This window comes from Prauserella sp. PE36 (genome assembly GCF_003311655.1).
Classification (GTDB): Bacteria; Actinomycetota; Actinomycetes; order Mycobacteriales; family Pseudonocardiaceae; genus Prauserella_A; species Prauserella_A endophytica.
This window is the reverse complement of record NZ_QEQT01000072.1, coordinates 1-26881: the sequence shown is the minus strand read 5'-3', so window position 1 is coordinate 26881 and position 26881 is coordinate 1. Positions and strand designations below refer to the sequence as shown.

Annotated in this window: 25 protein-coding genes; 13 read left to right on the top strand and 12 right to left on the bottom strand. The window is 71.5% G+C overall.

Features of this window, described 5'->3' with window-relative positions:
- The first annotated feature begins 28 nt into the window (after positions 1-28).
- Positions 29-952, top strand: coding sequence for an RNA polymerase sigma-70 factor (locus DI005_RS19640; RefSeq protein WP_112274368.1), 924 nt, complete (start codon positions 29-31; stop codon positions 950-952).
- Positions 953-1604: 652 nt separating this feature from the next.
- Here DI005_RS19640 and DI005_RS19635 read toward each other — a convergent pair.
- From DI005_RS19635 to DI005_RS19615, 5 genes are all read right to left on the bottom strand, one after another.
- Positions 1605-2054, bottom strand: a complete 450-nt coding sequence (locus DI005_RS19635; protein WP_112274366.1) for a peroxiredoxin — start codon at positions 2052-2054, stop codon at positions 1605-1607.
- Positions 2055-2056: 2 nt separating this feature from the next.
- Positions 2057-3925: a diguanylate cyclase domain-containing protein gene (locus tag DI005_RS19630; protein WP_113643086.1), complete on the bottom strand. Its 1869-nt coding sequence runs from the start codon at positions 3923-3925 to the stop codon at positions 2057-2059.
- A gap of 171 nt (positions 3926-4096) precedes the next feature.
- The gene (locus DI005_RS19625; protein WP_199543010.1) at positions 4097-5548 is read right to left on the bottom strand and encodes a cytochrome P450; all 1452 of its coding nucleotides are present in this window, start codon (positions 5546-5548) and stop codon (positions 4097-4099) included.
- Between the two features lie 90 nt (positions 5549-5638).
- Positions 5639-5998: a hypothetical protein gene (locus DI005_RS19620; RefSeq protein ID WP_255565725.1), complete on the bottom strand. Its 360-nt coding sequence runs from the start codon at positions 5996-5998 to the stop codon at positions 5639-5641.
- A gap of 91 nt (positions 5999-6089) precedes the next feature.
- Positions 6090-7553 carry an NAD(P)/FAD-dependent oxidoreductase gene (locus tag DI005_RS19615; RefSeq protein ID WP_113643049.1) on the bottom strand — a complete coding sequence of 488 codons (1464 nt, stop codon included), beginning with the start codon at positions 7551-7553 and terminating at the stop codon, positions 6090-6092.
- Between the two features lie 73 nt (positions 7554-7626).
- On the opposite strand from DI005_RS19615, the gene DI005_RS19610 reads away from it, so the two are divergent.
- Positions 7627-8718 (top strand): AraC family transcriptional regulator, encoded by a 1092-nt coding sequence (locus DI005_RS19610; RefSeq protein WP_113643048.1) that lies wholly within the window; start codon positions 7627-7629, stop codon positions 8716-8718.
- Here DI005_RS19610 and DI005_RS19605 read toward each other — a convergent pair.
- Entirely contained in the window at positions 8627-9238 is a 612-nt protein-coding gene (locus DI005_RS19605; RefSeq protein WP_113643047.1) for an acetoacetate decarboxylase family protein, read from the bottom strand. The genes DI005_RS19610 and DI005_RS19605 overlap by 92 nt on opposite strands.
- A gap of 1 nt (position 9239) precedes the next feature.
- Positions 9240-10091 carry an enoyl-CoA hydratase-related protein gene (locus DI005_RS19600; RefSeq protein ID WP_113643046.1) on the bottom strand — a complete coding sequence of 284 codons (852 nt, stop codon included), beginning with the start codon at positions 10089-10091 and terminating at the stop codon, positions 9240-9242.
- A gap of 144 nt (positions 10092-10235) precedes the next feature.
- Between DI005_RS19600 and DI005_RS19595 the strand changes: the two genes are divergently transcribed.
- From DI005_RS19595 to DI005_RS19560, 8 genes are read left to right on the top strand one after another with little or no spacing between them, the layout of a single operon-like run.
- On the top strand, positions 10236-11027 hold the full coding sequence (locus DI005_RS19595) for a TIGR03084 family metal-binding protein (RefSeq protein WP_113643045.1): 792 nt from the start codon (positions 10236-10238) through the stop codon (positions 11025-11027).
- Positions 11024-12709, top strand: coding sequence for an acyclic terpene utilization AtuA family protein (locus DI005_RS19590; protein ID WP_113643044.1), 1686 nt, complete (start codon positions 11024-11026; stop codon positions 12707-12709). Before DI005_RS19595 ends, DI005_RS19590 begins: the two co-directional genes overlap by 4 nt.
- A complete protein-coding gene (locus tag DI005_RS19585; RefSeq protein WP_113643043.1) occupies positions 12706-13854 on the top strand; it encodes an acyl-CoA dehydrogenase family protein in 1149 nt (382 codons plus the stop codon). The genes DI005_RS19590 and DI005_RS19585 overlap by 4 nt, the downstream gene beginning before the upstream one ends.
- Positions 13851-15458: an acyl-CoA carboxylase subunit beta gene (locus DI005_RS19580; protein WP_112274345.1), complete on the top strand. Its 1608-nt coding sequence runs from the start codon at positions 13851-13853 to the stop codon at positions 15456-15458. The genes DI005_RS19585 and DI005_RS19580 overlap by 4 nt, the downstream gene beginning before the upstream one ends.
- A 4-nt stretch (positions 15459-15462) precedes the next feature.
- On the top strand, positions 15463-17478 hold the full coding sequence (locus DI005_RS19575; protein WP_113643042.1) for a biotin carboxylase N-terminal domain-containing protein: 2016 nt from the start codon (positions 15463-15465) through the stop codon (positions 17476-17478).
- A 3-nt stretch (positions 17479-17481) separates the two neighbouring features.
- A complete protein-coding gene (locus DI005_RS19570; RefSeq protein WP_112274342.1) occupies positions 17482-18639 on the top strand; it encodes an acyl-CoA dehydrogenase family protein in 1158 nt (385 codons plus the stop codon).
- Between the two features lie 16 nt (positions 18640-18655).
- A complete protein-coding gene (locus DI005_RS19565; protein WP_113643041.1) occupies positions 18656-19486 on the top strand; it encodes an NAD(P)-dependent oxidoreductase in 831 nt (276 codons plus the stop codon).
- A complete protein-coding gene (locus DI005_RS19560) occupies positions 19483-20106 on the top strand; it encodes a TetR/AcrR family transcriptional regulator (protein WP_112274338.1) in 624 nt (207 codons plus the stop codon). Before DI005_RS19565 ends, DI005_RS19560 begins: the two co-directional genes overlap by 4 nt.
- A 39-nt stretch (positions 20107-20145) precedes the next feature.
- On the opposite strand, the gene DI005_RS19555 is transcribed toward DI005_RS19560, so the two are convergent.
- Together DI005_RS19555 and DI005_RS19550 are read right to left on the bottom strand one after the other, a co-directional pair.
- Complete coding sequence (locus DI005_RS19555) at positions 20146-20622, bottom strand: nucleoside deaminase (RefSeq protein WP_113643085.1); 477 nt, start codon at positions 20620-20622, stop codon at positions 20146-20148.
- 125 nt (positions 20623-20747) lie between these two features.
- Entirely contained in the window at positions 20748-21362 is a 615-nt protein-coding gene (locus tag DI005_RS19550; RefSeq protein ID WP_112274336.1) for a TetR/AcrR family transcriptional regulator, read from the bottom strand.
- A gap of 47 nt (positions 21363-21409) precedes the next feature.
- Between DI005_RS19550 and DI005_RS19545 the strand changes: the two genes are divergently transcribed.
- The 3 genes from DI005_RS19545 to cutA are packed head-to-tail and all read left to right on the top strand — an operon-like array spanning position 21410 to position 23295.
- Positions 21410-22162, top strand: a complete 753-nt coding sequence (locus DI005_RS19545) for an SDR family oxidoreductase (protein WP_112274335.1) — start codon at positions 21410-21412, stop codon at positions 22160-22162.
- Positions 22159-22944 carry an SDR family oxidoreductase gene (locus DI005_RS19540; RefSeq protein WP_113643040.1) on the top strand — a complete coding sequence of 262 codons (786 nt, stop codon included), beginning with the start codon at positions 22159-22161 and terminating at the stop codon, positions 22942-22944. Before DI005_RS19545 ends, DI005_RS19540 begins: the two co-directional genes overlap by 4 nt.
- Before the next feature lie 27 nt (positions 22945-22971).
- Positions 22972-23295 carry a divalent-cation tolerance protein CutA gene (cutA, locus tag DI005_RS19535; protein WP_112274333.1) on the top strand — a complete coding sequence of 108 codons (324 nt, stop codon included), beginning with the start codon at positions 22972-22974 and terminating at the stop codon, positions 23293-23295.
- 81 nt (positions 23296-23376) lie between these two features.
- Here the strand turns inward: cutA and DI005_RS19530 are convergent, their stop codons facing one another.
- From DI005_RS19530 to DI005_RS19520, 3 genes are all read right to left on the bottom strand, one after another.
- Complete coding sequence (locus DI005_RS19530) at positions 23377-24495, bottom strand: acyl-CoA dehydrogenase family protein (protein ID WP_113643039.1); 1119 nt, start codon at positions 24493-24495, stop codon at positions 23377-23379.
- The gene (locus DI005_RS19525) at positions 24492-25685 is read right to left on the bottom strand and encodes an acyl-CoA dehydrogenase family protein (RefSeq protein ID WP_113643038.1); all 1194 of its coding nucleotides are present in this window, start codon (positions 25683-25685) and stop codon (positions 24492-24494) included. Before DI005_RS19525 ends, DI005_RS19530 begins: the two co-directional genes overlap by 4 nt.
- Positions 25685-26881: acyl-CoA dehydrogenase family protein (locus DI005_RS19520; RefSeq protein ID WP_113643037.1), on the bottom strand; the 1197-nt coding region annotated here is incomplete at its 5' end. The genes DI005_RS19520 and DI005_RS19525, both read right to left, overlap by 1 nt.

Below are 26881 nucleotides of genomic sequence, written 5' to 3'. Positions count from 1 at the left end.
ACGGCACCGCCGAAGGGAGGAGATCCGGGTGAGCAAGGTCGAGGAGTTCGAGGATCTGCGGCCGCTGCTGTTCTCGATCGCGTACCGCATCCTGGGCAGTGTCAGCGAGGCCGAGGACGCGGTGCAGGAGACGTGGCTGCGGTTCGACGCCTCGGCGACCCGGCCCGAGTCGGTCAAGGCGTTCCTGTCGGCCACGGTCACCCGGATCTCGATCGACGTGCTGCGCTCCGCGCGGGTGCGGCGGGAGGCCTACGTCGGCCCGTGGTTCCCCGAGCCGCTGCTCGACGACCCCTACCAGGACCCGGGCCGGGCGGCGGAGCTGGCCGACTCGGTGTCGATGGCGGCGCTGTTGCTGCTGGAGCGGCTCAGCCCGCTGGAGCGGGCGGTCTTCGTGCTGCGGGAGGTGTTCGCGTTCGGTTTCGGCGACATCGCCACTGCGGTGGGACGGTCGGAGGCGGCCTGCCGGCAGCTGCTGGTGCGGGCGCGGCGGCACATGGATGCCGGACGCCCCCGGTTCGAGGCGGACCGGAAGGAACGGCGGGAGCTGGCGACGCGGTTCTTCGACGCGCTGGCGGGCGGTGACGTGGACGCGCTGCGCAGTCTGCTGGCCGCCGACGTGCAGCTGGTCGGGGACGGCGGCGGCAAGGCCCCGCAGCTGGCCAGGGCCGTCGTGGGCGCGGACAAGGTGGCCAGGTTGCTGGGCGGGGTGTTCCCCTGGCTGTTCCAGGTCGACGTGTCGTTCGAGCCGCACGAGGTCAACGGCCAGCCCGGCGCGATCTTCCGCGACCGCGGAGGGCGGATCCTCCACACCCTGGTCCTCGACGTGCTCGACGGGCGGATCCAGACCATCCGCTCGGTGATCAACCCGGACAAGCTCGGGCACCTCGGCCCGGTCGCCGACGCCTGGGCCGTCGACCGCGAGGTGAGGCAGGCCCGCGGCCCGCAGGCCTGACCGCCCCGCTCAGCACGCCGGCGTGGCAGGCTCGTCCGCGCCGGTGTCGAGGTAGGCGGCGCAGACGTGGTGGTCCGGCCCGAGGCGGTTCCAGGCGCTGGTCCCGCTCGGTGATCACGTGGCCGATGGCGGTGCCGCGAACCAGCCCTTCGCGCGTGGCGAAGACAGGGCAGTGCCGGTGTACCGGACGCCGCTGTCGTCGGCATCCACAGTGGACATATCGGCCGACCAGCCGAGTGGGAGAGCGGGTTCGGCAGCCGGGGCAGGGCACCGGCGCGGTCTCCACAAGGGACGTACAGGGCAGTTGCAAACAGGCTGCTCGGGCCATTCCGGTCGGGTACGCATCGCCGCGCAGCCTGCTGGTGAGCGGACGGTTCCCGCCACAGGGCGAGTGCGCTCGCGAAGAAGCGGCGGGAGCGGTCGTGCGGGCCGAGCGAGCGGTGCGGCTCGCCGAGGCTTTGGTGGGCGTACCCCGCGCGGTCACGCGCGACCAGCTCCCCGGCCGCCTCGGGCCAGGTAGGCCGGTGGGTGAACGCTGGGGCGTCAGGCTTGACCGCGGCACGCCGCCATCGCGGCGATCGCCAGCGGCCATCCGAGACCCGGTTCCCTGGGGGTGGCCTCGAATGGCCTGCTGCCGTGCCGGCCGCGCCGCTCAGCGGGAGCGCAGGACCTCGAGCGCCTTGTCGGCGTGCACGGCCATGCGCAGCTCGCTCTTGATCACGGCGAGCACCCTGCGGTCGGTGTCGATCACGAACGTGTGGCGCCTGGTCAGCAGCGGGCCGAACCTGCGCCGGACTCCGAACCGCGTCGCCACGGCGCCGTCGGCGTCGGAGAGCAGCGGGAAGTCGAAGTCGTGCCTGTTGGTGAACTCGAGCTGCTTGTCGACCGGGTCGGGGCTGATCCCGATCCGGTGCGCGCCGGCGTCGGTGAACTCGGCGGCGAGGTCGCGGAACTGGCAGCTCTCGGCGGTGCAACCCGGCGTCATGGCCGCCGGGTAGAAGAACAGCACCACGGGACCGGTCTCCAGGAACTCCGAGAGAGTGCGTGGCTTGCCGTTCTCGTCGGGCAGCGTGAAGTCCGGCGCGAGATCTCCCTGCTTCATGGTCACGAGCCTACGGGCCGGGGACCGCGCTGCTCGATGAGCGAGGTGATCTCGTCGGCGTTCGCCGCGCGGCCGAACAGCTCGCCGCGCCCGGCGACGATGCCGAGCTCCCGCAGCCTGTGCGCGTGCTCGACGGTGTGCACGCCCTCGGCGCCGATGCGCTTGACGCCCAGCGCCGCTGCCCGCTCGAGCAGCGCGGTGAGGTGCTTGCGGGCGGTGTCGGCCTCGGGGCCCTCCACCGCGAGCGCGTCGACGAGCGGTCCGGCCAGGATGAGGAAGCCGACCGGCAGCTGATGCCTGTGGATCAGCTCCAGGTCTGCGCCCGCCGACACGGCGAGCGTGATCTTGACGTCCAGGTCGGCCAGCACGGCCAGTGCCTCCAGCACCTCCCCGCGCGGATCGGACAGCGCGGCGGCGTCGGTGCAGATGCGCAGCTTGTGCGGCGGCAGGCCCGTCGACTCGAGCTGGTCCCTGATGATGCCGACGAGGTTCGGGTCGATCGCGAACCGCAGCGGCAGGCGGACGCAGAGGTCGGGCGTGGCAGGGAAGGCGGCGTGCCAGGCGGCCGCGTCCGCCATCGACCGGGTGAGCAGCCACCGGCCGAGGCCCGGCGTCATGCCGGTGGTGTCGGCGAGCGGGAAGAACTCGTCGGGCCCGAGCACGCCGTGCTCGGGGTGGTTCCAGCGCAGAACCGCGTTGACGACGGCGATCTCGTCGCTGCCGTCGAGCTTGACGGTCGGCTGGTACTCCAGCTCGAACTCGCCGTTCTCCAGCGCGCCGCCGATCACGGCGCCGATGCCGTATCGGCGCCGGTCGCGGCTGTCGAGCTCCTCCTCGAAGAGCATCCACTGCGCGCGCCCGTTCTCCTTCGCGCGGTGCAGCGTGATCTCGGCGGCGCGGTGCAGGTCCTCCTGCGTGCGGCCGTGGGCGTCCTGCACGACGATCCCGACGCTGACGCTGACCCCGATGCCCTTGCCGTCCACGTAGACCGGCTCCGCGAGCTCGGCCATCGCCTCCTCGACGAGGTCGATCACGGCGGCGCTCGTGAGCGCGCCGCGCATCAGCACGGCGAAGCCGTCGCCGGAGAGGCGGGCGAGGAACACGCCGGGGCCCGTGAACGTGGCCTCGAGCTTGCGGGCGACGTGGCGCAGCACCTCGTCACCGGCGCCGGGACCGAGGCCGTCGTTGACGACCTTGAAGCCGTCGACGTCGAGATAGACGAGCGCGATCTGGTCGTCGTCGGGCGTGGCCAGCGTGGCCTCGAGCTTGTTGACGAAGCTGCGGTGGTTGGGCAGGCCGGTGAGCGGGTCCTGCACGTTCTGCTTGCGCAGCGCCTCGCGCAGCAGGCTCAGCTCGCTGACGTCCTCGACCAGCAGCACGGGGTAGATCGTGCCGGGGGTGTCGCCGGGCAGGCCCGCGATGGTGACTTGTGTCCGCAGTGGACCGTCCTCGGCGTGCTCCAGCTCCACGGGCTCACGGTGCCGGGACTTGCGCAGCGAGCGCAGGTCCTCCAGCCCGGCGAGCACCGCCTCGGTGTCCTTGGGCGTGGCGCAGAGGTCGGTGACCGGCTTGCCTGCGAGGTCCTCGGGCCGGTGGCCCAGCAGGTGGGTGAGCGCGGGGTTGGCGTCGAGGACCTTGCCCTCCTGGTCGGCCAGCAGCACCCCGACGGGTGTGGTCGAGTACAGGTCGGCGAAGCGCTGGATCGCCGCTTCCTTGGCGGTGTCGGCCTGTGCGTAGGCTTCCTCGGCCACCGACATGAGGATGCGTTCGAGCTCGCCGGCGGACAGGGCTACCCCGTTCGTGTCGGCAAGTTGTGCCGCCCAGCGGCGGGCGATGTCCACCAACCCTGGTGTGCCACCAGGCTTCGGCACCTTGCACCTCTCCACACAAGCGTCGAAGGCCAGCTCGGTGCCGGTGTGGGCTGGCGCGCAGCGCACCCGGGCCCCGAGTCGGCCGAGAGCCTTGCAACAGCATCATGCGGCCAGCGGTGTGTCTACCGGCTGTCCGAGTGGTTCTCTTGGCTAAATGATCACTCTTCGTAGTCAGATGCGCTGGAGGTGGATGGGCAGCCCGTCGACCGGCACGGGCAGCGAGACGTAGTCCCAGCGGACCTGGTAGCCGCGCGGGACGCTCCACCGGTACCGGCGCAGCATCTCGTGCAGCAGCGCCTTGACCTCGTAGGTCCCGAAGTGCAGGCCGATGCACTTGTGGGCGCCGCCGCCGAAGGGCATCCACGCGAAGCGGTGGGACTTGTCCTCCCTGCGCTCGGCGTTGAACCGCTCGGGGTCGAACGTGTGCGGGTCGGTCCAGTGGTTCGGGTCGAAGTGATTGACGCTGGGCGATACCCCGACGAGCGTGCCCTCGGGCAGGTAGTAGCCGAGCACCTCGGTGTCCTTGACCGTCTTGCGCGACATGCTCGGCACCGGGGCGACGAGCCGCAGAGCCTCCTTGATCACCAGGTCCAGTGTGTCCAGCCGGTCGAGCGCCTCGGTGCCGGGCAGCTCGTCGCCGAGCGCGAGCGACTCCTCGCGGGCCCGCTCCTGCCACTCCGGGTGCTTGGCGAGGTAGTACGCGGCGGCCGTGCTCGTGATCGTTGACGTGTCGTGCGCCGCCATCATGAGGAAGATCATGTGGTTGATCACGTCGGCGTCGGTGAAGCGCTCGCCGTCGTCGGTTGTGGCGTGGCAGAGCGCGGAGAACAGGTCGGTGCCCTCGCCCGCCCGCTTGGCCGGCAGGTTGCTCGCGAAGTAACGCTCCAGCAACCGCCTGCCCCTGAGTCCCGCGCGCCAGCGGCCGCCGGGCACGGGCCGGCGGACCACGGCCGTCGCGGCGCGCACGCACGCGACGAACGCGCGGTTGATCTTGAGTGCGTCGGCGCCGCTGGGCATGTCCATGAACACGCGGGTGGCGACGTCGAGGGTCAGTTGCTTGAGCGCCCAGTAGAGGCGGGGGTTCGGGGTGCCCGCCCACGAGGCGACGCCCTCGCGCAGGGTGGGACCCATGCTCTCGACGTAGCCGACGAGACGGTCGCGGGTGAAGGCCTCCTGCATGATCCGGCGGTGGGTGTGGTGCTCGCCGAAGTCGAGCAGCATCAGGCCGCGGTTGAAGAAGCGCTCGATGAAGAAGCGCCAGCCCTCCTGGCTGAACGCCTTGTCCTTGTTGACGAGCGCGACCTGCGTGGCGTCCGGGCCGGTGAGCGACACGATGCGCCTGCCGAACGCGCCCGACCACCACACGGGCCCGTAGCGCTCGTAGCGCTGCAGGCCGTAGGGCACGCCGTAGCGCATCATGCGGACGGTGTGCCCGAGCAGCGGTGGCCCTGGGTCGCCGGGAATGGCCTTGAGCCCGCTGCCTGCGGGCGGGGCGGCGAACTCGCTCGACGGCCACTGCCTGCGCAGCACGCGGTTGTCGACCGCGCGGGGCAGTGGCACGGCTGTGAGCGGCGGGATCCGCTCGCGAAGCGTCTCGGTCATCCTGTCGACGGCTGTCACCATGGCGACCATCTCCTCGTTGAGCCGGTTCCACGGTCCCGCACTATTGGCATCCTGACAAGAGCGTTCCGCCGGTCGGGTGCCAGAGCTTGCTCAGGTCTCGTCGTCCAGCAGCGGGCGCAGGACCTCGACGAGCTCGGTCGCGTCGTCCGCGGCACCGCACTCCAGCTCGATCTCCCGGCCGGAGGGGCCGCGCATCGTGAGGGTGACCCTGTCCAGCGCATGGTGGCGGGAGAGCCAGGTGAGCAGGGAGGTCACGAACGCGCTCGCCGTGTCACCGCAGAGCACGACCACGACGGCATCCGGAACGCCGCTCGGCTCGCCGTCCCAGTCCGGCTGCTCGCGCAGCGACACGCAGCCGTGGAACTCGTCCTCGGCACTCATCCAGAAGGCGAGTGACCGCAGTTGCTCAGGGGAATCGGCAACACTGACGGCAACTGTTGCGGACGACACGGAAAGCTCCCCCGCGGGTGGTGGGAAAGGCGCAGGCTAACAGCGCCCCAGCGGGTGCCACCAGCACAGCGGGCCGCGTCTTTTTCAGGTCCTATCCGGCGGCCCCGACGCGGAAGTCGGCGAGGTTCACCTTGCGGGTGCGCCTGCGGTACTCGTGCGTGCGCCCTGGCCAGTTGGACACCACGCGGCCGTGCTCGTTGCGGTACCAGCTGCTGCAGCGGGTCCACACCGATTGCGCCAGCCGCGTCTGCACCTCCGTGTCCCACTCCTGCTCGGCCACGGGGCGCACGTCGAGGTAGCGGCCGGGGTGCTCGGTCAGGATGCGCACCGCGTCGCGGACATACCGTGCCTGGCTCTCCAGCATGTAGATGATCGAGCCGCCGCCGAGGTTGGTGTTGGGCCCGTAGATGAGGAACATGTTGGGAAAACCCGGCACGGTGATGCCCAGGTGCGCGCGGGCGCCCTCGCTCCAGACGTCGGACAGGACCCGGTCGTCCAGCCCGCTGATCTTCATCGGCGCGAGCAGCTCCAGCGCTGCGAAGCCGGTGCCGTAGATGATCACGTCCACCTCGTGCTCTACGCCGTCGGCCGTGCGCACGCCCCGCGGCGTCACCTCGATCACCTTCTCGGTCACGAGATCCACATTGGACTTGGTCAGCGCGGGGAGGTAGTCGTTGCTGAACAGCACGCGCTTGCAGCCGAGCGCGTAGTCGGGCGTGAGCTTGCGGCGCAGCTCGGGATCGGCGATCTTCTCGCGCAGGTGCTTGGTCGTCTGGCGCTCGAACAGCGGCGTGAAGAACCGCCATTTCGACAGGCACTGCTGTGCGAACTCCGCGTACAGCCAGAAGCTCAGCCGGTCCAGTGTCTGCAGGACCGGCAGGGCCCGGAAGGCCCGGTGGTGCCAGGGTTTGTAGGGGTGGTCGCGTTTGGGCAGGATGTACTGCGCCGAGCGCTGGAACACCGTGAGGTGGGCGGCGGCGGGCTGGATCTCTGGCACGAACTGGATCGCGCTCGCCCCGGTGCCGATCACGGCGATCCGCTTGCCGGCCAGCTCGGCGTCGTGGTCCCACTCGGCTGAGTGGAACGAGGTGCCCTGGAAGTCGTCGATGCCGGGGATCGGCGGGAAGGCGGGACGCGAGAGCTGCCCGGTGGCCGGGACGAACGCCCGTGCGACGTACTCCTCTCCCGGCGCGGTGCGCACGTGCCACTCGCCGGTGCTCCGGTCGAACTCGGCGGAGGTCACCTCCTGGCCGAAGCGGATGTGCTGCAGCACGCCGAACCGGCGCGCGGTGCGCTCGAGGTAGGCGTGGATGTCGGGCTGGGCGGCGTAGCGCCGGGGCCACCGCGGGTTGCGCGCGTAGGAGTAGGAGTACAGCGGCGACGGGACGTCGCAGCCGGAGCCGGGGTAGGTGTTCTCCCGCCAGACCCCGCCCAGGTCCTCGGCCTTCTCCAGTACGACGAAGTCGTGGAACCCGGAGCGGCGCAGCTCGATCGCCGTGGCGACACCGCCGAACCCGGCCCCGACGATCAGCGCGGTCGTGCGGGTGGTGGTCATGCGGGGAAGAGTAGGGCGGGCGTCCGGCCGGCCCCAGCGGAAGCGGGGACAAGTTGTTGATATTTTCGGACACATGATCGGGTGGGACTTCCCGCGCGGGGTGACGAGCGCGGCGCTGCTGGCCGAGTTCGCGGGCGAGCTCGGCGTGCCCCGCGGCGAGGTGCTGCGCGGCACCGGCCTCGACGAGACGATCATCCACGACCCGCTCGCCCAGGTCGAGGCGCACCAGGAGCTGGCGGTGGTGCGCAACCTCATCCGGCGCTGTCCCGGCCGCGACGTCGCGTTGCTCGGCCTTGCCGCGGGGCAGCGCTACCACGCCACGTCGTACGGGATCTGGGGCTACGCCGTCACGAGCAGCCGCACGGTGCGCGACGCGGTGGAGCTCGCCCTGCGCTACATCGAGCTGACCTACGTGTTCTGCGTGCCCGAGCTGCGGGTCGACGGTGAGTCCGCGCATCTGCACTGCCGCGACGACGACGTGCCCGCCGACGTCCGGTCGTTCCTGCTGGCCAGGGACATCGCCGCGATCTTCACCCTCGTGAAGGAACAGGTCGGCGCGCCGTTGCGGGCCCACCGGGTCGCGCTCCGGCTGGCGGAACCGCCCGACGCCGGGCCGTACCGCGCGCTGCTGGGCTTGGAGCCGGAGTTCGGGCACGACCACACGCGTGTGTCGTTCGGCCGGGCGCTGCTCGACCAGCCGATGCCGCAGGCCAACGAGCACACGGCGGCGCTGTGCGAGCGCCAGTGCAGGGAGCTACTCGCCCGCCGCCGCGCGCGCACGGGTGTCGCCCGGCTGGTGCGTGACCGGTTGCTCGCCGTCGACGGACTGCGGGCCGACATGGAGCAGGTGGCCGCCGCGCTCGCGATGACCGTGCGCACGCTGCGGCGCAAACTCGCCGCCGAGGGCACGACGTACCGCGCGCTACTCGACGAGGTGCGCGAGGCCTACGCCGAGGAGCTGCTGGCGACGCAGGTGCTGTCGGTGGAGCAGATCGCCTACCGGCTCGGCTACAGCGAGGCGTCGAGCTTCATCCACGCGTTCACCCGCTGGAAGGGTGTGAGCCCCAGGGAGTTCAGGCGCCGAAACGGATCCGGAAGTCGCCCAGGTGCGCACTCACCAGCGGACGGCGGCCCGCCAGGTAGCCCAGCGGGCCGTTCGGATTGATGTTCCAGCCCGCCGAGGCCGCGTGCGGGCGGCCCTTCGAGCGGACGTCGCTCACGAGCGCCTTGCCGCCGACCTCCTGGGCGATCCCGAAGTTCGCGGGCAGGCGCACGGGAGGGCCCGGCCTCGGCGAGAACGCCGCCGTGGCGATCCAGTCGCCGCCGGTGCTCGCCGACGCGGTGAACCCCCTGCCGTAGGAGAACTCCAGCGTCGCCAGGTCCTTCGGGATGCCCCACAGCTCCCGGCCGCCCCTGAGCGACACCTCGCTGTCGACCCAGATCTCGGTGATGCTGCCCGTGGCCCGCAGTCCGTTGCGAACGGCCACAGTGGACAGCAGCTCGCGATAGGAAAGCTCGCCGGGTGGCTGGTAGTCGATCCACGCGGTGAACACCACGGTCCTGCCCGCGACCGTGATCGGGTCGACCACGCCGGGTACCCGGGGCAGGTCGGCCAGCGGGACCGCCCACACCGAAAGGTAGGCGTTGCCCGCGAGGTTCCACGGCTCGGGCGGGTACTCCGGCATGTCAGTTCTCCTGGCGCCAGGGCAGGAAGTCCGGTTGGTCCGCCCCGGCGCGCAGACGGAACTCCGGTGGCCGTTTCTGCAGGAAGGACAGTACGCCCTCGACGGCGTCGGGGTTACTGGTGATGCTGCCGATGAGCTTGGAGTCGAGCTCGTGCACCGGCAGCGGTGAGTCCATTCCGGACATCCGGTACAGCAGCTGCCGGGTGACCGCGACCGAGACCGGTGCGGTGCTGGCGACGAGCTCGGCCGCGAGCGCGTACGCCGCGTCGAGCAGCTCGCCCGGCTCGTGCAGGCTGTGCACCAGCCCCGCGGTGTGCGCCTCCTCGGCGCCGAACACCCGGCCGCTGACCATCCAGTCGACGGCCCGGCCGAGGCCGACGAGCCGGGGCAGGTACCACGCCGACGCGCCCTCGGGGTAGATGCCCCTGCGGGTGAAGACGAACCCGAAGCGGGCGTCGGTAGCGGCGAGCCGGTAGTCGGCGGAGAGCGTGATGGTGATGCCGCCGCCGATCGCGGCGCCGTGGATCGCCGCGATCACTGGCTTGTCCATCGCGAAGATCCGTTTCGAGCAGCGGCCCGCAGGCTCCTGCCACTCCGGTCCCGGTCCGGTCTCGGCGTCGAAGTCGAAGCCGCCCTGCGACAGGTCGGCGCCGACGCAGAAGTCCTTGCCCTCGCCGGTGAGCACGACGACGCGCACCTCCTCGTCGGCGTCGGCCCGGTCGAGCGCGGCGGCCAGCTCGTCGGCCATGCGCACGGTGTAGCCGTTGCGCGCCTGCGGCCGGTTCAGTGCGACCGTGGCGATCCGGTCGGCGACCCGGTACGTGATCTCGGTGTACTCGCTGTCGTCACCCACGAAGGTCTCCTGGCGTCGTCGTTGAGACGACCGTATTGCACGCCGACCTTACTGGCAACTTGCCAACAAGAAAACAATCACGCGTGCTTGATTTCCGCTCCGGCCGGTGCCACTCTGGCCGCAGACAGCTCGAGGAGGTGCTGCGTGGCGGATCTCGAGGCGATCCTTGCCGACCTGGACGCGGAGAGCCGGGAAGTGGACGGACTCGTCGCCGGGTTGCCGGAGCCGGACTGGGCAAGGCCGACGCCGGCCGAGGGGTGGACGATCGCGCACCAGATCGCCCACCTGCACTGGACGGACCAGCGGGCGTTGCTCGCCGCCCGCGAGCCGGACGACTTCGGCGAGGAGCTGAAGCGGGCGCTCGCGGCAGGTGAAACCTACGTCGACGAGGGTGCCGCGGAGCTCGCCACCACCCCGCCCGGCGAGCTGCTGGAGCGCTGGCGGCGCGGCAGGGCCGAGTTGCACGCGGCGCTCGCCGCCGTGCCACCGGGGGAGAAACTGCCGTGGTACGGCCCGCCCATGAGCGCCCCGTCGATGGCGACCGGGCGGATGATGGAGACCTGGGCGCACGGACAGGACGTCGCCGACGCTCTTGGCGTCGAGCGCGCGCCAACGGCCCGCCTGTGGCACATCGCCAGGTTCGGCGTGCGGACGCGGGACTTCGCGTTCGCGCTGCACTCGCTCGCCGCGCCGACGGAGGAGTTCCGCGTCGAGCTGACCGCGCCGGACGGGAGCCTGTGGACGTTCGGCCCCGAGGACGCCGCGCAGCGCGTCACCGGCAGCGCCCTCGGCTTCTGCTTGATCGTCACCCAGCGGCGACATCCGGCCGACACCGACGTGCGCGCCGAGGGCGAGTCCGCTCAGGAGTGGCTCGGACTGGCGCAGGCGTTCGCGGGCCCGCCGGGGAAAGGCCGGGAACCGGGGCAGTTCGCATGATCCGGATCGGCAACGCGTCGGGCTTCTACGGCGACCGCTTCTCCGCGGTACGCGAGATGCTCACCGGCGGGCCCCTCGACGTGCTCACCGGCGACTACCTCGCCGAGCTGACCATGCTGATCCTCGGGCGCGACCGCCTCAAGGACCCGGCGCGTGGCTACGCCAAGACGTTCCTGCGCCAGCTGGAGGAGAACCTGGGGCTGGCCAAGGACAACGGCGTCAGGATCGTCACCAACGCGGGCGGGCTCAACCCCGCCGGGCTCGCCGACGCGGTGCGGGAGCTGGCCGGGCGGCTCGGCATCGACGTCCGGGTCGCCCATGTCGAGGGTGACGACCTGCTACCGAGGGCGGGGGAACTGGGCTTCGGGGAGCCGTTGACGGCGAACGCCTACCTCGGTGCATGGGGCATCGCCGAATGCCTGAAGGCGGGTGCGGACGTGGTGGTTACGGGCCGGGTCACCGACGCGTCGGTGATCGTCGGCCCCGCCGCGGCGCACCACGGCTGGGCCCGCGACGACTACGACGCCCTCGCGGGGGCCGTCGCGGCCGGGCACGTGATCGAGTGCGGTGCGCAGGCCACCGGCGGCAACTACGCGTTCTTCACCGAGCACTCGGTCGGCGTGCCGGGGTTCCCGATCGCCGAGATCCACGCCGACGGCTCCAGCGTGATCACGAAGCACGAGGGCACGGGCGGCGTGGTCACCACGGGCACGGTCACGGCGCAGCTGCTGTACGAGATCGCCGGTGGCCGCTACGCCGGCCCCGACGTGACCGCGCGGTTCGACTCCCTGGAACTGAGCCAGGAAGGTCCCGGCCGCGTGCGCGTCAGCGGCGTGCGCGGCGAGCCGCCACCGCCGACGCTCAAGGTCTGCCTCAACCGGCTCGGCGGGTTTCGCAACGAGGTGACGTTCGTGCTCACCGGCCTGGACGTCGAGGCCAAGGCGGCGCTCGTGCGCGAGCAGCTGGAGACCGCGCTGAAGGAACGGCCGCCGCGCGAGGTGCGCTGGACGCTGGGCCGCACCGACCACGAGGACGCCGACACCGAGGAGGCGGCGAGCGCGCTGCTGCACTGTGCGGTCAGGGACCCCGATCCGAAGGTCGCCGGGCGGGCGTTCAGCGGCGCCGCCATCGAGCTGGCGCTCGCGAGCTACCCCGGCTTCCACGTCACCGCGCCGCCCGGAGACGCATCGCCCTACGGCGTCTACACCGACGCGTATGTGGACGCGCGCGAGGTGCCGCACGTCGCCGTACTCCCTGACGGCACCAGGGTGGACATCGCCCCGGCGGAGCGGACCCTCGAACTGTCCCCTGTGGACGATCCCGGGCTGCCGGAGCCGTTGCCGGAAGGGCCCGTGCGCCGCGCCCCGCTCGGCCTGGTCGCGGGCGCGCGCAGCGGCGACAAGGGCGGCAACGCGAACGTCGGCGTGTGGGTGCGCTCGGAACGCGAATGGCGCTGGCTGGCCCACACCCTGACCGTCGGGGAGCTGCGGCGGCTGCTGCCCGAGGCCGCCGGCCTGCCGGTGCAGCGCTACCTGCTGCCCAACCTCCACGCCGTGAACTTCGTGATCGAGGGTCTGCTCGGCGAGGGCGTCGCGGCGCAGGCGCGCTTCGACCCGCAGGCCAAGGCGCTCGGCGAGTGGCTGCGGAGCCGCCATGTCGACATCCCGGAGGAGCTGCTGTGACCGACCCCTTCGCGACCCCGGAGCGAGTGGCCCTGCGCAAGACGGTGCGCCGCTTCATGGAGGCCGAGGTGCTGCCCCACCTCGCCGAGTGGGAACGCGCCGGTGAACTGCCGAGGGACCTGCACCGCAAGGCGGGCGAGCTCGGCCTGCTCGGCATCGCCTTCCCGGAGAGCGTGGGCGGCGAGGGCGGCGACTATCTCGACGCCCTCACGGTCACCGAGGAGATCCACTACGCCGGCGGCTCGGGCGGGCTCATCGCCGCGCTGTTCACGTGCGGCATCGCGGTTCCTCACCTCGCGGCGGCAGGGGATCCCGCGCAGATCGACAAGTGGGTCCGGCCGACGCTGAAGGGAGAGCTGATCGGCTCCCTCGCGGTCACCGAGCCGGACGGCGGGTCCGATGTCGCCGGGGTGCGCACCACCGCGTCGCGCGAGGGAGACCACTACGTCGTCAACGGCGCCAAGACGTTCATCACCTCGGGCTGCCGGGCCGACTTCGTCACCACCGTGGTGCGCACGGGCGAGCCGGGCGCGCACGGGCTGTCGCTGCTGGTCGTCGAGCGCGGTACGCCCGGCTTCACGGTGACCCGCAAGCTGGAGAAGATGGGCTGGCACTGCTCCGACACCGCCGAGCTGTCCTACGTGGACGTCAAGGTGCCCGTCGCGAACCTGGTGGGCGCGGAGAACAGCGGTTTCGCGCAGGTCGCCACCCAGTTCGTGACCGAGCGGCTCTCGCTCGCGGTGCAGGCCTACGCCACGGCGCAGCGGGCGCTGGACCTGACGCTGGAGTGGTGCCGGCTGCGGGAGACGTTCGGCAGGCCGCTGATCTCGCGGCAGCTCGTTCAGCACAAGCTCGTCGACATGGCGCGCAAGGTCGACGTCGCGCGCACCTACGTCCGGCACGTGGCTCAGCGGCACGTGGCGGGCGAGGAGGTGATCGCCGAGGCGTGCTTCGCCAAGAACACGGCGGTCGAGACGGGTGAGTGGGTGGTCAACGAGGCGGTGCAGCTGCACGGTGGGCTCGGTTACCTGAGCGAGTCCGAGGTGGAGCGGCACTACCGCGACATGCGGATCCTCGGCATCGGCGGCGGCACCAACGAGATACTGGCCGGGCTCGCGGCGAAGCGATTGGGGTACACGGCGTGACGGCACTGCGGTCCACACTGGACACCTCCGGCGCGGAGTTCGCCGGATACCGCGACGCGATGCTCGCCAAACTGGCCGAGCTGGAGGCCGAGCACGCCAAGGCCATCGAGGGCGGCGGTGAGAAGTACACCGCACGCCACCACAAGCGCGGCAAGCTGCTCGTGCGCGAGCGCATCGAGCTGCTGCTCGACGAGGACTCGCCGTTCCTGGAGCTGTCCCCGCTGGCGGGCTGGGGCAGCGACTTCAAGGTCGGCGCGAGCGTGGTCACCGGCATCGGCGTGGTCGAGGGCGTCGAGTGCGTGATCATCGGCAACGATCCCACGGTGCGGGGTGGCGCGAGCAACCCATGGACCGTGCGCAAGATCTTCCGCGCCTCCGACATCGCGCTGGAGAACCGGCTGCCGGTGATCAACCTCGTGGAGTCGGGTGGCGCCGACCTGCCGACGCAGAAGGAGATCTTCATTCCCGGCGGCAGGCTGTTCCGCGACCTCACTCGGCTTTCGGCCGCCGGGATCCCCACGATCGCGCTCGTCTTCGGCAACTCGACCGCTGGCGGCGCATACGTGCCCGGCATGTCCGACCACGTCGTGATGATCGAGGAACGGTCAAAGGTTTTCCTCGGCGGGCCGCCCCTGGTGAAGATGGCCACCGGCGAGGAGTCGGACGACGAGTCGCTCGGCGGGGCGGCGATGCACGCCCGCAGCTCGGGCCTCGCCGACTACCTCGCCCGCGACGAGCCCGACGCCATCCGTATCGGGCGGCGCATCGTGGCGCGGCTCAACTGGCGCAAGCGCGGCCCGGCACCAGGCCCGGTGACCGCGCCCCGCTACGACGAGGAGGAGCTGCTGGGTGTCGTGCCCGACGGGCTGAAGGTGCCGTTCGACCCGAGGGACGTGCTCGCCCGCGTGGTCGACGGCTCCGAGTTCGACGAGTTCAAACCGTTGTACGGCAACAGTCTCGTCACCGGCTGGGCGCGCGTGCACGGCTACCCGGTGGGCGTGCTCGCCAACGCGCGCGGGATCCTGTTCAGCGAGGAGTCGCAGAAGGCGGCGCAGTTCATCCAGCTCGCCAACCAGACCGACACGCCGCTGCTGTTCCTGCACAACACCACCGGCTACATGGTGGGCAAGGACTACGAGCAGGGCGGAATCATCAAGCACGGCGCGATGATGATCAACGCGGTGTCCAACAGCAAGGTGCCGCACATCTCGCTGCTCATCGGCGCCTCCTACGGCGCGGGGCACTACGGCATGTGCGGGCGGGCCTACGATCCCCGGTTCCTCTTCGCGTGGCCCAGCGCGAAGTCGGCGGTGATGGGCCCGCAGCAGCTCGCCGGTGTGCTCTCCATCGTGGCCAGGGCTGCGAGCGAGGCGCGCGGGCAGGCCTACGACGAGGAGGGCGACGCCGCGATGCGCGCCGCGGTCGAGGCGCAGGTGGAGGCCGAGTCGCTGCCGATGTTCCTCTCCGGCCGCCTCTACGACGACGGCGTGATCGACCCGAGGGACACGCGGACCGTGCTGGGCCTGTGCCTCTCGGCCATCCACAACAACCCCGTCCAGGGTGCCCGGTTCGACGGCACCGGCTTCGGCGTCTTCCGGATGTGAGCTGATGATCGAGAACGTGCTGGTCGCCAACCGGGGCGAGATCGCCCTGCGGATCTTCCGCTCGTGCCGCGACGCCGGGATCGGCACCGTCGCCGTCTACTCCGACGCCGACGCGGCCGCGCCCCACGTCGCCGCCGCCGACGCCGCGATCCGCCTGCCCGGCGACGCGCCCTCGGACACCTACCTGCGCGGTGACCTCGTGGTGAGGGCCGCGCTCGACGCCGGGGCCGACGCCGTGCACCCCGGATACGGTTTCCTGGCCGAGAACGCCGCGTTCGCGCGTGCGGTGACCGAGGCCGGACTGGTGTGGATCGGACCGCCACCGGAGGCCATCGAGACGATGGGCTCCAAAGTGGAGTCCAAGCGGCTCATGGCCGCCGCGGGCGTGCCGGTGCTGGCCGAGCTGCACCCCTCGGAGGTCACCGAAGCCGACCTGCCGGTGCTCGTCAAGGCGTCGGCCGGGGGCGGCGGACGGGGCATGCGTGTGGTGCGAGAGCTCGCCGGCCTCGACGACGCCGTGCGTGGCGCGAGCGCGGAGGCGGCCTCCGCGTTCGGCGACCCGACAGTCTTCTGCGAGCGGTACCTCGAGACCGGGCGGCACATCGAGGTACAGGTCATGGCCGACACGCACGGTACCGTGTGGACGGTCGGCGAGCGCGAGTGCTCGATCCAGCGTCGGCACCAGAAGGTGGTGGAGGAGGCGCCGTCCCCGCTCGTGGACGCCGCGATGCGGGAGCGCCTCTTCGACGCCGCGGCGAAGGCCGCGAAGGCCGTCGGCTACGTCGGCGCGGGAACCGTCGAGTTCCTCGCTCTGCCCAGCGGGACACCCGCACCCGAGCAGGACGACGCGCGATTCTTCTTCCTGGAGATGAACACCCGCCTGCAGGTGGAGCACCCGGTCACCGAGTGCACCACGGGGCTCGACCTGGTGGACCTCCAGCTGCGGATCGCCGAGGGCGCACGACTGGACTCGGAACCTCCACAATGGAACGGACACGCGATCGAGGTCCGGCTCTACGCCGAGGATCCCGCCGCGGACTGGCAGCCGCAGAGTGGAGTGCTGCACGCCTTCGACGTGCCCGGTGTGGTCACCGAGTTCTCCGTCCCCGGCCGCCACGGCATCCGGCTCGACAGCGGTGTCGCCGACGGCTCGGTGGTGGGCGTGCACTACGACCCGATGCTCGCGAAGGTCATCGCCTACGGTCCCGACCGGGCAACGGCCGCCCGCGCCCTCGCGGGTGCGCTGGCGCGGGCGCGGATCCACGGCCTGCGCACCAACCGCGACCTGCTCGTCAACGTGCTGCGGCATCCCGCGTTCCTGGCGGGGGAGACCGACACCGCGTTCTTCGACCGGCACGGGCTGCCCACGCTCGCGGCGCCCCTTGCGGACGGCGAGGCCGTACGGCTTTCGGCGCTGGCGGCGGCGCTCGCCGACGCCGCGGCGAACCGCGAGCGTGCGACGGTGCTGGGCGGACTGCCCAGCGGCTGGCGCAACGTCGGGGGGCTGCCGCAGCGCAAGACCTACACCGTGGCCGGGGAGGAGCACGAGGTGCGCTACACCCTCGGCCGCGACGGCCTGCGCGCCGAGGGCTTCGAGGGTGTGGTGCTCGCCGAGGCCGCGCCGGAGCGCGTGGTGCTCGCCGAGGCCGCGCCGGAGCGCGTGGTGCTGGAGACCGGCGGCGTGCGGCGGGTGTTCAGCGTCGCCCGGTATCCGGGGCTGGTCGCGGTGGACTCGCCGCTGGGCTCGGTGAGCCTCACGCCGGTGCCCCGGTTCACCGACCCGGACGCCGAGGTCGCCGCGGGCTCGCTGCTCGCCCCGATGCCCGGCACGGTCGTGCGGATCGCGGTCGAAAAGGGGGAGACGGTGCGGGCGGGCACGCCGCTGCTGTGGCTGGAGGCCATGAAGATGGAGCACCGCGTCGCCGCGCCCACGGACGGCGTGGTGACGGAACTGCCCGTGGTGGTCGGCCAGCAGGTCGAGCCCGGCACGGTGCTCGCGGTCGTGAACACGGAGGAGTGAGGCATGGAGTTCGTCGAGCCGGTCGAGCGGCAGGAGCTGCGCAAGGCCGTCGCTGACCTGGCGCGCAGCTACGGTCACGAGTACTACGCGGAGAAGGCGCGAGGCGGTGGGCACACCACCGAGCTGTGGGACGAGGCGGGCAGGCTCGGCTACCTCGGCGTGTCCGTGCCCGAGGAGTACGGCGGCGGAGGCGCGGGTATCGGCGACCTCGCCGCCGTGTGTGAGGAGTTCTGCGCCGCCGGTACGCCGATGCTGCTCATGGTGGTGTCGCCCGCGATCTGCGCGACGGTGATCGCCCGCTACGGCACCGACGAGCAGAAGAAGCAGTGGCTGCCCGGCTTCGCGAACGGCAGCGTGCGCATGGCCTTCGGCATCACCGAGCCCGACGCCGGGTCGAACTCGCACCGGATCACCACCACCGCACGGCGCGACGGCTCCGACTGGATCCTCAGTGGACGGAAGGTGTTCATCTCCGGTGTCGACGAGGCCGACGCCGTGCTGATCGTCGGCCGCACGGAGGACGCGAAGACGGGACGGCTCAAGCCCGCGCTCTACATCGTGCCCACCGACACGCCGGGCTTCGAGTACAAGCAGATCCCGATGGACCTCGTCTCGGCCGACAAGCAGTTCGGCCTGTTCCTCGACGACGTGCGGCTGCCCGCCGAGGCGCTGGTCGGCTCCGAGGACGCGGCCATCGCGCAGCTGTTCGCCGGGCTCAATCCCGAGCGCATCATGGGCGCGTCGTTCTCGGTGGGCATCGCAAGGTATGCGCTCGCCAAGGGCGTGGCCTACGCGAAGGAGCGCAGCGTCTTCGGCGTGCCGATCGGCTCACACCAGGGTCTCGCGCACCCGCTCGCGCAGGTGAAGATCGAGCTGGAGCTGGCCAAGCTCATGACGCAGAAGGCCGCGGCGCTCTACGACTCGGGTGACGACTTCGGGGCGGGCGAGGCCGCCAACATGGCCAAGTACGCGGGCGCGGAGGTGGCCATCAGGGCCGTCGACCAGGCCGTGCAGGTGCACGGCGGCAACGGGCTGGCGACCGAGTACGGCCTCGGCACTCTGCTCGGTGCCGTGCGCGTCGGCCGGATCGCCCCGGTGAGCCGCGAGATGGTGCTGAACTTCGTCGCCCAGCACAGCCTCGGCCTGCCCAAGTCCTACTGAAACGGAGACCACAGCCATGACACTGGCGGGAAAGACGCTGATCATGTCCGGCGGCAGCCGCGGCATCGGCGAGGCCATCGCTGTGCGCGCCGCGCGCGACGGCGCGAACGTCGCGCTGATCGCCAAGACCACCGAGCCACACCCGAAGCTGCCCGGCACCATCTACACGGCGGCCAGGGCGATCGAGGAGGCAGGCGGCAAGGCGCTGCCGATCGTCGGTGACGTGCGCGACGAGGACGCCGTCGCATCGGCCGTGGCGAAGACCGCCGAGCAGTTCGGCGGCATCGACATCGTCGTCAACAACGCGAGCGCGATCGACCTGACGCCCTCGGAGCACATCCCGATGAAGCGCTACGACCTGATGCAGGACATCAACGCGCGCGGGTCGTTCGTGCTGTCGCGCACCGCCATCCCGCACCTGCGCCAATCGGCCAACCCGCACATCCTCACCCTCTCGCCGCCCATCCGGCTCGAGGAGAAGTGGTTCCAGGCCGGGCACCTGGCGTACAGCATCGCGAAGTACTCGATGAGCCTCGTGACCGTCGGCCTCGCCGCGGAGCTGAAGGAGGACGGCATCGCGGCGAACTCGCTGTGGCCGAGGACGACGATCGACACGGCCGCGATCCGCAACGTCGTCGGCGCCGAGCTGGCCAACCGGTCGCGGACGGCGGAGATCATGGCGGACGCGGCGTACGCGGTGCTGACCAAGCCGAGCCGGGAGGTCACCGGGCGGTTCCTCATCGACGACGAGGTGCTGGCCGCCGAGGGCGTCACGGACCTGTCGAAGTACCGGATCGGGGAGCGGGAAGAGGATCTCCAGCTCGACTTCTGGGTTGATCCGGCTTGACCCGCGACACTCCTGTCCTGCGGGAGCCGAGGCAGGAGCGCAGCCGGACCACGCGGCGGCGGCTGATCGACGCCGCCGTCGAGTGCCTGGCCGAGCTCGGCTGGCACGGCACCACCATGTCCGTCGTTGCCGAGCGCGCGGGCGTCTCGCGCGGCGCGGCCCAGCACCACTTCCCGACGCGGGAGGACCTGGTGGTCGCCGCGGTCGACTATCTCGCCGACGAGCAGATCGACGAACTGCGCGAGCGCGCGGCGGCGCTGCCTGCGGGCCCGTCGCGCGCGCTGCCCGTGGCGGGGATGCTGCTGGACCTCTACACCGGCGAGAAGTTCCGCGCGGCACTGCACCTCTGGGTCGCCGCGTCCACCGACGAGGCGCTCCGCGCGGTGCTGGTGCCGCTGCAGGCGAAGGTCGGCCGCGAGGCGCACCGGGTGGCCGTGGAGCTGCTGGGCGCGGACGAGTCGCGGGTGGGTGTGCGGGAGACGGTGCAGGCGACGCTGGACCTCGCGCGCGGCCTCGGGCTGGCGAACCTGCTCGCCGACGACACCGCGCGCAGGCGGCAGATCACGCGGCAGTGGGCGAAGATGCTGGAGCCGGTGGCCGGTGCCGGCCGTCCGCAGTGAAGGCCACCATGCCTGCGTTCAACGCAGGCATGGTGGCCTTCACTGCAGGGGGGTCTCGGAGGGCGGCTCGGTGCCGATGTCCTCGAACCACAGGTCGGGGCGGCGCTCGATGAACCGGGTCATCATCGCGACGCACTCGGGGTCCTCGAGCAGGGTGATGCCGACGCCGTGCTCGGCGAGCCAGTCGTGCCCGCCGGAGAACGTCTTCGCCTCGCCGATCACGACGTGGGAGATGCCGAACTGGCGCACGAGGCCGCTGCAGTACCAGCAGGGCGACAGCGTCGTGACCATGACCGTGTCGCGGTAGTGGGGGCGGCGCCCTGCCGCGCGGAAGGCGCTGGTCTCCGCGTGCATCGAGGGGTCGTCGTCCTGGACGCGCCGGTTGTGTCCCCGCCCGAGCAGCTCGCCGGTGACGGTGAACAGGGCGGCGCCGATGGGCACCCCGCCCTCGGCCTCGCCCGTGCGGGCCTCCTCCCGTGCCACGGCGAGCAGGGCGGCGGGGTCGAACGCGGTCATGATCTCCACTCTCGGGCAGCGCGCCTGCCGTCGGCAAGCATTCTCGGGTTCGCAGCGGGCGGTGGCGGGACAGGTGAGCGAGCGCTTAGTATGTCGCCGTGGCCGACGTAGTCCTGGTGACGCGGTCAGCTCCGCGCGGCACCGAGCATGCGCAACGCGAGCTGGCCGTACTCCTTGCCGAGCACCTCCGGCGTCTTGCGCGAACGGTCGGAGTACCAGCGCGCCACGTCGATGCCGAGCGACAGCAGGGCGCGCGCCGCCGTGCCGGGATCGGCGACCGTGAAGGCCCCCTCCTCGACGCCCCTGGCCACGAGGTCGCGCACGATGCGCTCGATGTCGCGGCGCAGGTTCGCCACGATCTCGTACTCCCGCTCGGGCAGGGCGCCCAGTTCGTACTGCACGACCCTGGCCACCGTGTGCCGCCGCGCGTGCCACGCCACGAACCGCTCGACGATCTCGCGCATGGCCTCCACCGGCGAGTCGGTGCTCTCGGCGGCCTCCTGCACCACGGCGAGCGCCTGCTCGTGCCCGCTGCGGCTGATCGCGAAGAGCAGCGCGGCCTTGGAGGGAAAGTGCACGTACAGCGCGGCGGGGCTCATGCCCGCGCTGCCCGCGATGTCGCGCGTGGTGGTGGCGTGGTAGCCGCGCTGGGCGAACGACTCGACGCCGGCCAGCATCAGCCTGCGTGCTGTTTCCGGTTGGACATCCGGCCACAACTCGGCCGACAACGACATCGTCATGCAGGGATTGTAAGCGAGCGCTTAGCGCGGATTGGAGAACGGCACCGGTGAACTCGCTGAAGGATCGCGTCGCCATTGTGACAGGGGCGAGCAGGGGCATCGGCCTCGGCATCGCCAAGGAGCTGGTCGAGCGCGGTGCGAAGGTGTGCATCACGGCACGCAATCCCGATCCGCTCGCCGAGGCGGTGGAGGAGCTGGGCGGCGCCGCCGTCGCCATCGGCGTGCCCGGCAAGGCCGACGACCCGGCGCACCAGGACGACGCCATCGCCAGGACGATCGAGACGTTCGGCGGCCTCGACTTCCTCGTCAACAACACCGGCATCAACCCGATCTACGGGCCGATCCTCGACGTCGACACCGACGCCGCGGCCAAGCTGTTCGGCGTCAACGTGCTCTCGCCGCTGGCCTGGACCCGCAAGGCCCGTGACGCGTGGATGGGCGAGCACGGCGGGTCGGTCGTCAACGTCGCCTCGATCGCCGGGCTGCGCACCTCACCCGGCATCGGCATGTACGGCGTCACCAAGGCCGCGCTCATCCGGCTCACCATGGAGCTCGCGGGCGAGCTGGCGCCCCGCATCAGGGTCAACGCCGTCGCGCCCGCGATCGTGAAGACCAAGTTCGCCACCGCCCTGTACGAGAACCGCGAGGAGGAGGTGGCCTCGGCCTACCCGATGAAGCGGCTCGGGGTGCCCGCCGACATCGCGGGCGCCGTCGGCTTCCTGCTCTCGGACCAGGCGAGCTGGCTGACCGGCCAGACGCTCGTGCTCGACGGCGGCGTGACGCTGGGCGGCGGCCTGTGAGCGTGGAACTCGACGGCGCCGGGGTGGTGATCACCGGCGGTGGCGGCGGCATCGGCGCCGCGCTCGCCAGGAAGCTGGCGGGGCAGGGCTCCCGGCTCGTACTCGCCGACCTCGACGGCGACGCCGTGCGCGCGGTGGCGGAGGAGGTCGGCGGCACGGCCGTGGTGGGCGACGCGGCGAGCGAGGAGGGCGTGCGGCGGCTCGTGGCCGAGGCGCGCGCCGCGCTCGGCGAGGTGGACCTCTTCTGCGCCAACGCTGGCGTGGCCGTGCACGGCGGGCCGGAGACCACCGAGGACGGCTGGGCGCTGTCGTGGGAGGTCAACGTGATGGCGCACGTGCGCGCCGCGCGGGAGCTGCTGCCGGGATGGCTGGAGCGGGGACGAGGGCACTTCCTCGCGACCGTCTCGGCGGCCGGGCTGCTCACCAGCCTCGGCTCGGCGCCGTACTCGGTCACCAAGCACGGCGCGCTCGCGTTCGCCGAGTGGCTGTCGGTGACCTACCGGCACCGCGGCATCACGGTGCAGGCGATCTGCCCGCAGGGAGTGCGCACGAAGATGCTCGCCGACACCGGCAAGGAGGGCGAGTTCATCATGGGCGCGTCCGCGATCGAGCCGGAGGACGTGGCCGACACCTGCCTGGAGGGCCTTCGCGACGGGCGGTTCCTGATCCTGCCGCACCCCGAGATCGCCGACTACTACGCCGCGCGAGCCACCCAGAACGAACGCTGGCTCGGCGGTATGAACAAGCTGCAGCGCAAGGTGGAGCAGGCGGTCCAGCCCTGATCCCGGGTGGAGCCCTAGGGTGTCGGCATGGCTACCGAGCACGTCATCGTCGCGACCACCACGGACTCCGAGGACGCCGCGCACGCGCTCGCGGCGGCGGCCGTCGAGACGAGGACCGGCGCGTGCGCGCAGATCGTCGGGCCCATCACGAGCGTCTACCGCTGGGAGGGCGCCGTGGAGACCGCCAGTGAGTGGCGGGTCGAGGTGAAGACGGCCGCCGACCGCGCCGGCGCACTCGTCGAGGAGCTGAAGGCGCGGCACACCTACGACGTGCCCGAGGTGATCGTTACCCCGATCACCGGCGGGCACACCGGCTACCTCGACTGGCTGGTCACGGAGACCCGCGCCTGACCACCCGCGCCTAGCCACCCGCAGTGAAGGCCACCTTGCCTGCGTTCAACGCAGGCAAGGTGGCCTTCACTGCGGTCGGGTCTAGCCGGGGAGGTCCACCAGGGTCGCCAGGGTGGAGCGGTGCCTGCCCGCGGTGCCCAGGGCGATCTGGTCGGCCTTGGCGCGCTTGAGGTACAGGTGTGCGGGGTGCTCCCACGTCATGCCGATGCCGCCGTGCAGCTGCACGCACTCCTCGGCCGCGTGCACCGCGACCGTCGAGCAGTACGACTGGGCGACCGCCACGGCCACGCCGGTGTCGTCGCTGCCGGAGGCGAGCGCGTCGGCCGCGTAGCGCGCCGCCGCCCGCGCGGCCACCAGCTCCAGCCACACGTCCGCGAGCCGGTGCTTGAGAGCCTGGAACGAGCCGACCGGGCGGCCGAACTGGTACCGGCCCCCGACGTAGGCGACGGTCGTCTCCAGGCACCACTCCGCGACGCCGAGCTGCTCGGACGCGAGCAAACCCGCGCCGGTCAGCAGCGCGCGCTCCAGCGCGGCGGGAGCTCCGTTCGCTCCGGCGAGCAACGTCGCCTCCGCGTCCGTGAGCGTCACGTCGGCGATCCGGCGCGTGAGGTCCAGCGGCACCGGTTCGGTCACGGAAGCCGCCGCGGCCGCCACCGCGTAGAGCCCCGGCCCGTCCGGTCCGCTCGCCGGTACCACGAACACGTCGGCCGCGGAGCCGTCGGCCACCGACCGCACGGTGCCCGTCAGCCGTCCGTCGGCGTCGGCGGCGACGGCCGAAGGGAACGCGGTGCCCGGCGCGGTGGAGAGTGGCACCGCCAGCGCACCCGTGGCCTCGCCGGAGGCCAGCCTGCGCAGCAGCGCCGCGACCGGCTCGTGAGTGGTGTCGGCGCCCAGCAGCGCGGCCGTGGCGAGCACGGCGCTGCCGAGGAACGGCACCGGCGCGACGCTGCGACCCAGCTCCTCCAGCACCAGCGCGGTCTCCCGCGCCGACGCGCCCTGGCCGCCGAGTTCCTCCGGCACCGGCAGCCCGGCCAGGCCCAGCTCCACGGACAGCGTGCGCCACAGCTTCGCGTCGTAGGGTTCCGCGCTCTCGACCCTGGCCAGCAGCGCGGAAGGCTCGCAGCGGTCGGTGAGCAGGTCGCGCACGCTCGCGCGCAGGTCGGTCTCGACGTCGGAGTACAGCAGGTCCGGGTTGCTCATCGGGGCAGGTCCTTCCAGGCGACGTCCTTGTCGGCGCGAGGTTCCGACGGCAGTCCGAGCACCCGCTCGGCGATGATGTTGCGCAGGATCTCCGAGGTGCCGCCCTCGATGGAGTTGCCCTTCGCGCGCAGGTAGCGGTACCCGGCTTCGCGGCCGGTGAAGTCGACGAGCTCGGGCCTGCGCATCGTCCAGTCGTCGTAGCGCAGCCCCTCGTCGCCGAGCAGCTCCACCTCCAGCCCGGACAGCGCCTGAGACAGCCGCGCGAACGCGAGCTTCATCCCGGAGCCCTCCGGGCCCGGCGAGCCGACCGCGAGCTGCTGGCGCAGCCGCGTCCCGGCGAGCCGGAACGCCTCCGTCTCCACCCACAGCGTCAGCAGCCGGTCGTGCAGCTCCGCAGTGCGCAGCTCGGGCCGCTCCCGCCACGTCGCCGCGACCTTGCCGAGCATCCCGCCCTCGCGTGGCATCGCGTTGCCGCCGATGGCCACCCGCTCGTTCATCAGCGTCGTCTGCGCCACCCGCCAGCCCTCGCCGACGGCGCCGAGCCGGTGCGCGTCGGGGATCCGCACGTCGGTGAGGAACACCTCGTTGAACTCGGCCTCGCCGGTGATCTGGCGCAGCGGGCGCACCTCCACGCCCGGATGCGTCATATCGCACACGAAGTAGGTCATGCCCGCGTGCTTGGGGACATCGGGATCGGTGCGGGTCACCAGGATCGCCCACCGCGCGGTGTGGGCGCTGGAGGTCCACACCTTCTGCCCGTTCACCACCCACTCGTCACCATCGCGCACGGCGCGCGTGCCGAGCGCGGCGAGGTCCGATCCGGCACCCGGTTCGGAGAAGAGCTGGCACCACACCTCCTCGCCGGTCCACAGTGGACGCAGGAAGCGGCGCTTCAGCTCGTCGGAGCCGTAGCTCAGCACCGTGGGCGCGGCCATGCCGAGCCCGATGCCGATGCGGCGCGGGTTGTTGTCCGGCGCGCCCGCCGCGGCCAGCTCGGCGTCCACGACGGACTGCAGTTCGCGGGGCGCGTTGAGCCCGCCGAGTCCCTCGGGGTAGTGCACCCACGCCAGTCCGGCGTCGAACCGGGCGCGCAGGAACTCCAGCCGGTCCGTGGTCGCGGGGTCGTGTGCGGCGAGCAGCGCGGCGACGCGCTCCCGGAGTTCCTTGGCGTCTACAGCGGACTCACTCATCACAGGTACCTCTTCAGTTCGCGGCGGGCGAGTGAGCGTTTGTGGACTTCGTCGGGTCCGTCGGCCAGGCGGAGCATGCGGGCGGCTGCCCAGAGTTCGGCGAGGGGGAAGTCCTGTGAGACGCCGCCGGCGCCGTGGGTTTGGATGGCTTTGTCGAGGATCCATTCGACGGAGGTGGGGGTGGCGATCTTGATGGTCTGGATCTCGGTGTGGGCGCCTTTGTTGCCCTGGGTGTCCATGAGCCAGGCGGTCTTGAGCACGAGCAGTCGTAGCTGTTCCACGCGTACGCGTGCCTCGGCGATCCATTCCTGGATCACGCCTTGCTGGGCGAGGGTTTTGCCGAAGGCTTCGCGGGCGGTGGCTCTGCGGCACATCAGTTCGATGGCGCGTTCGGCCATGCCGATCAGGCGCATGCAGTGGTGGATGCGGCCGGGGCCGAGGCGGGCCTGGGCGATGGCGAAGCCGCTGCCTTCTTCGGCGATCAGGTTGTCGGCGGGTACGCGGGCGTTGTCGAAGACGACCTCGGCGTGGCCGCCGTGGTCGCCGTCGGTGTAGCCGAACACGTGCATGCCGCGTTTGATGTGCACGCCGGGGGTGTCCCTGGGCACCAGGATCATGCTCTGCTGCCGATGTGGTTCGGCGTCGGGGTCGGTTTTGCCCATCACGATGAAGATCCGGCAGTTCGGGTTCATCGCGCCGGAGATGTACCATTTGCGCCCGTTGATCACGTAGTCGGTGCCGTCGCGGCGGATGCGGGTGGCGATGTTGCGCGCGTCGGAGGAGGCGACGTCGGGTTCGGTCATCGCGAACGCCGAGCGGATCTCCCCGTCCAGCAACGGTTGCAGCCACTGTTCGCGCTGCTTTTCGTTGCCGAACATGGCGAGCACTTCCATGTTGCCGGTGTCCGGGGCGGCGCAGTTGAGCGCGGTCGGGGCGAGCGAGGGGCTGCGGCCGGTGATCTCGGCCAGCGGCGCGTACTGCAGGTTGGTCAGCCCCGCGCCGTGTTCCCCGGGCAGGAAGAAGTTCCACAGCCCGCGCTTGCGTGCCTCGGCCTTGAGCTCCTCGACCACCGGCACGCTGGTCCACGGGTTCTCGCGTTCGGCGAGCTGCTCGTGGAACACCGGCTCGGCGGGGTAGACGTGCTCGTCCATGAACGCCAGCAGCTTCTCCCGCAGCTCTTCCGTCGTGGCGTCGAA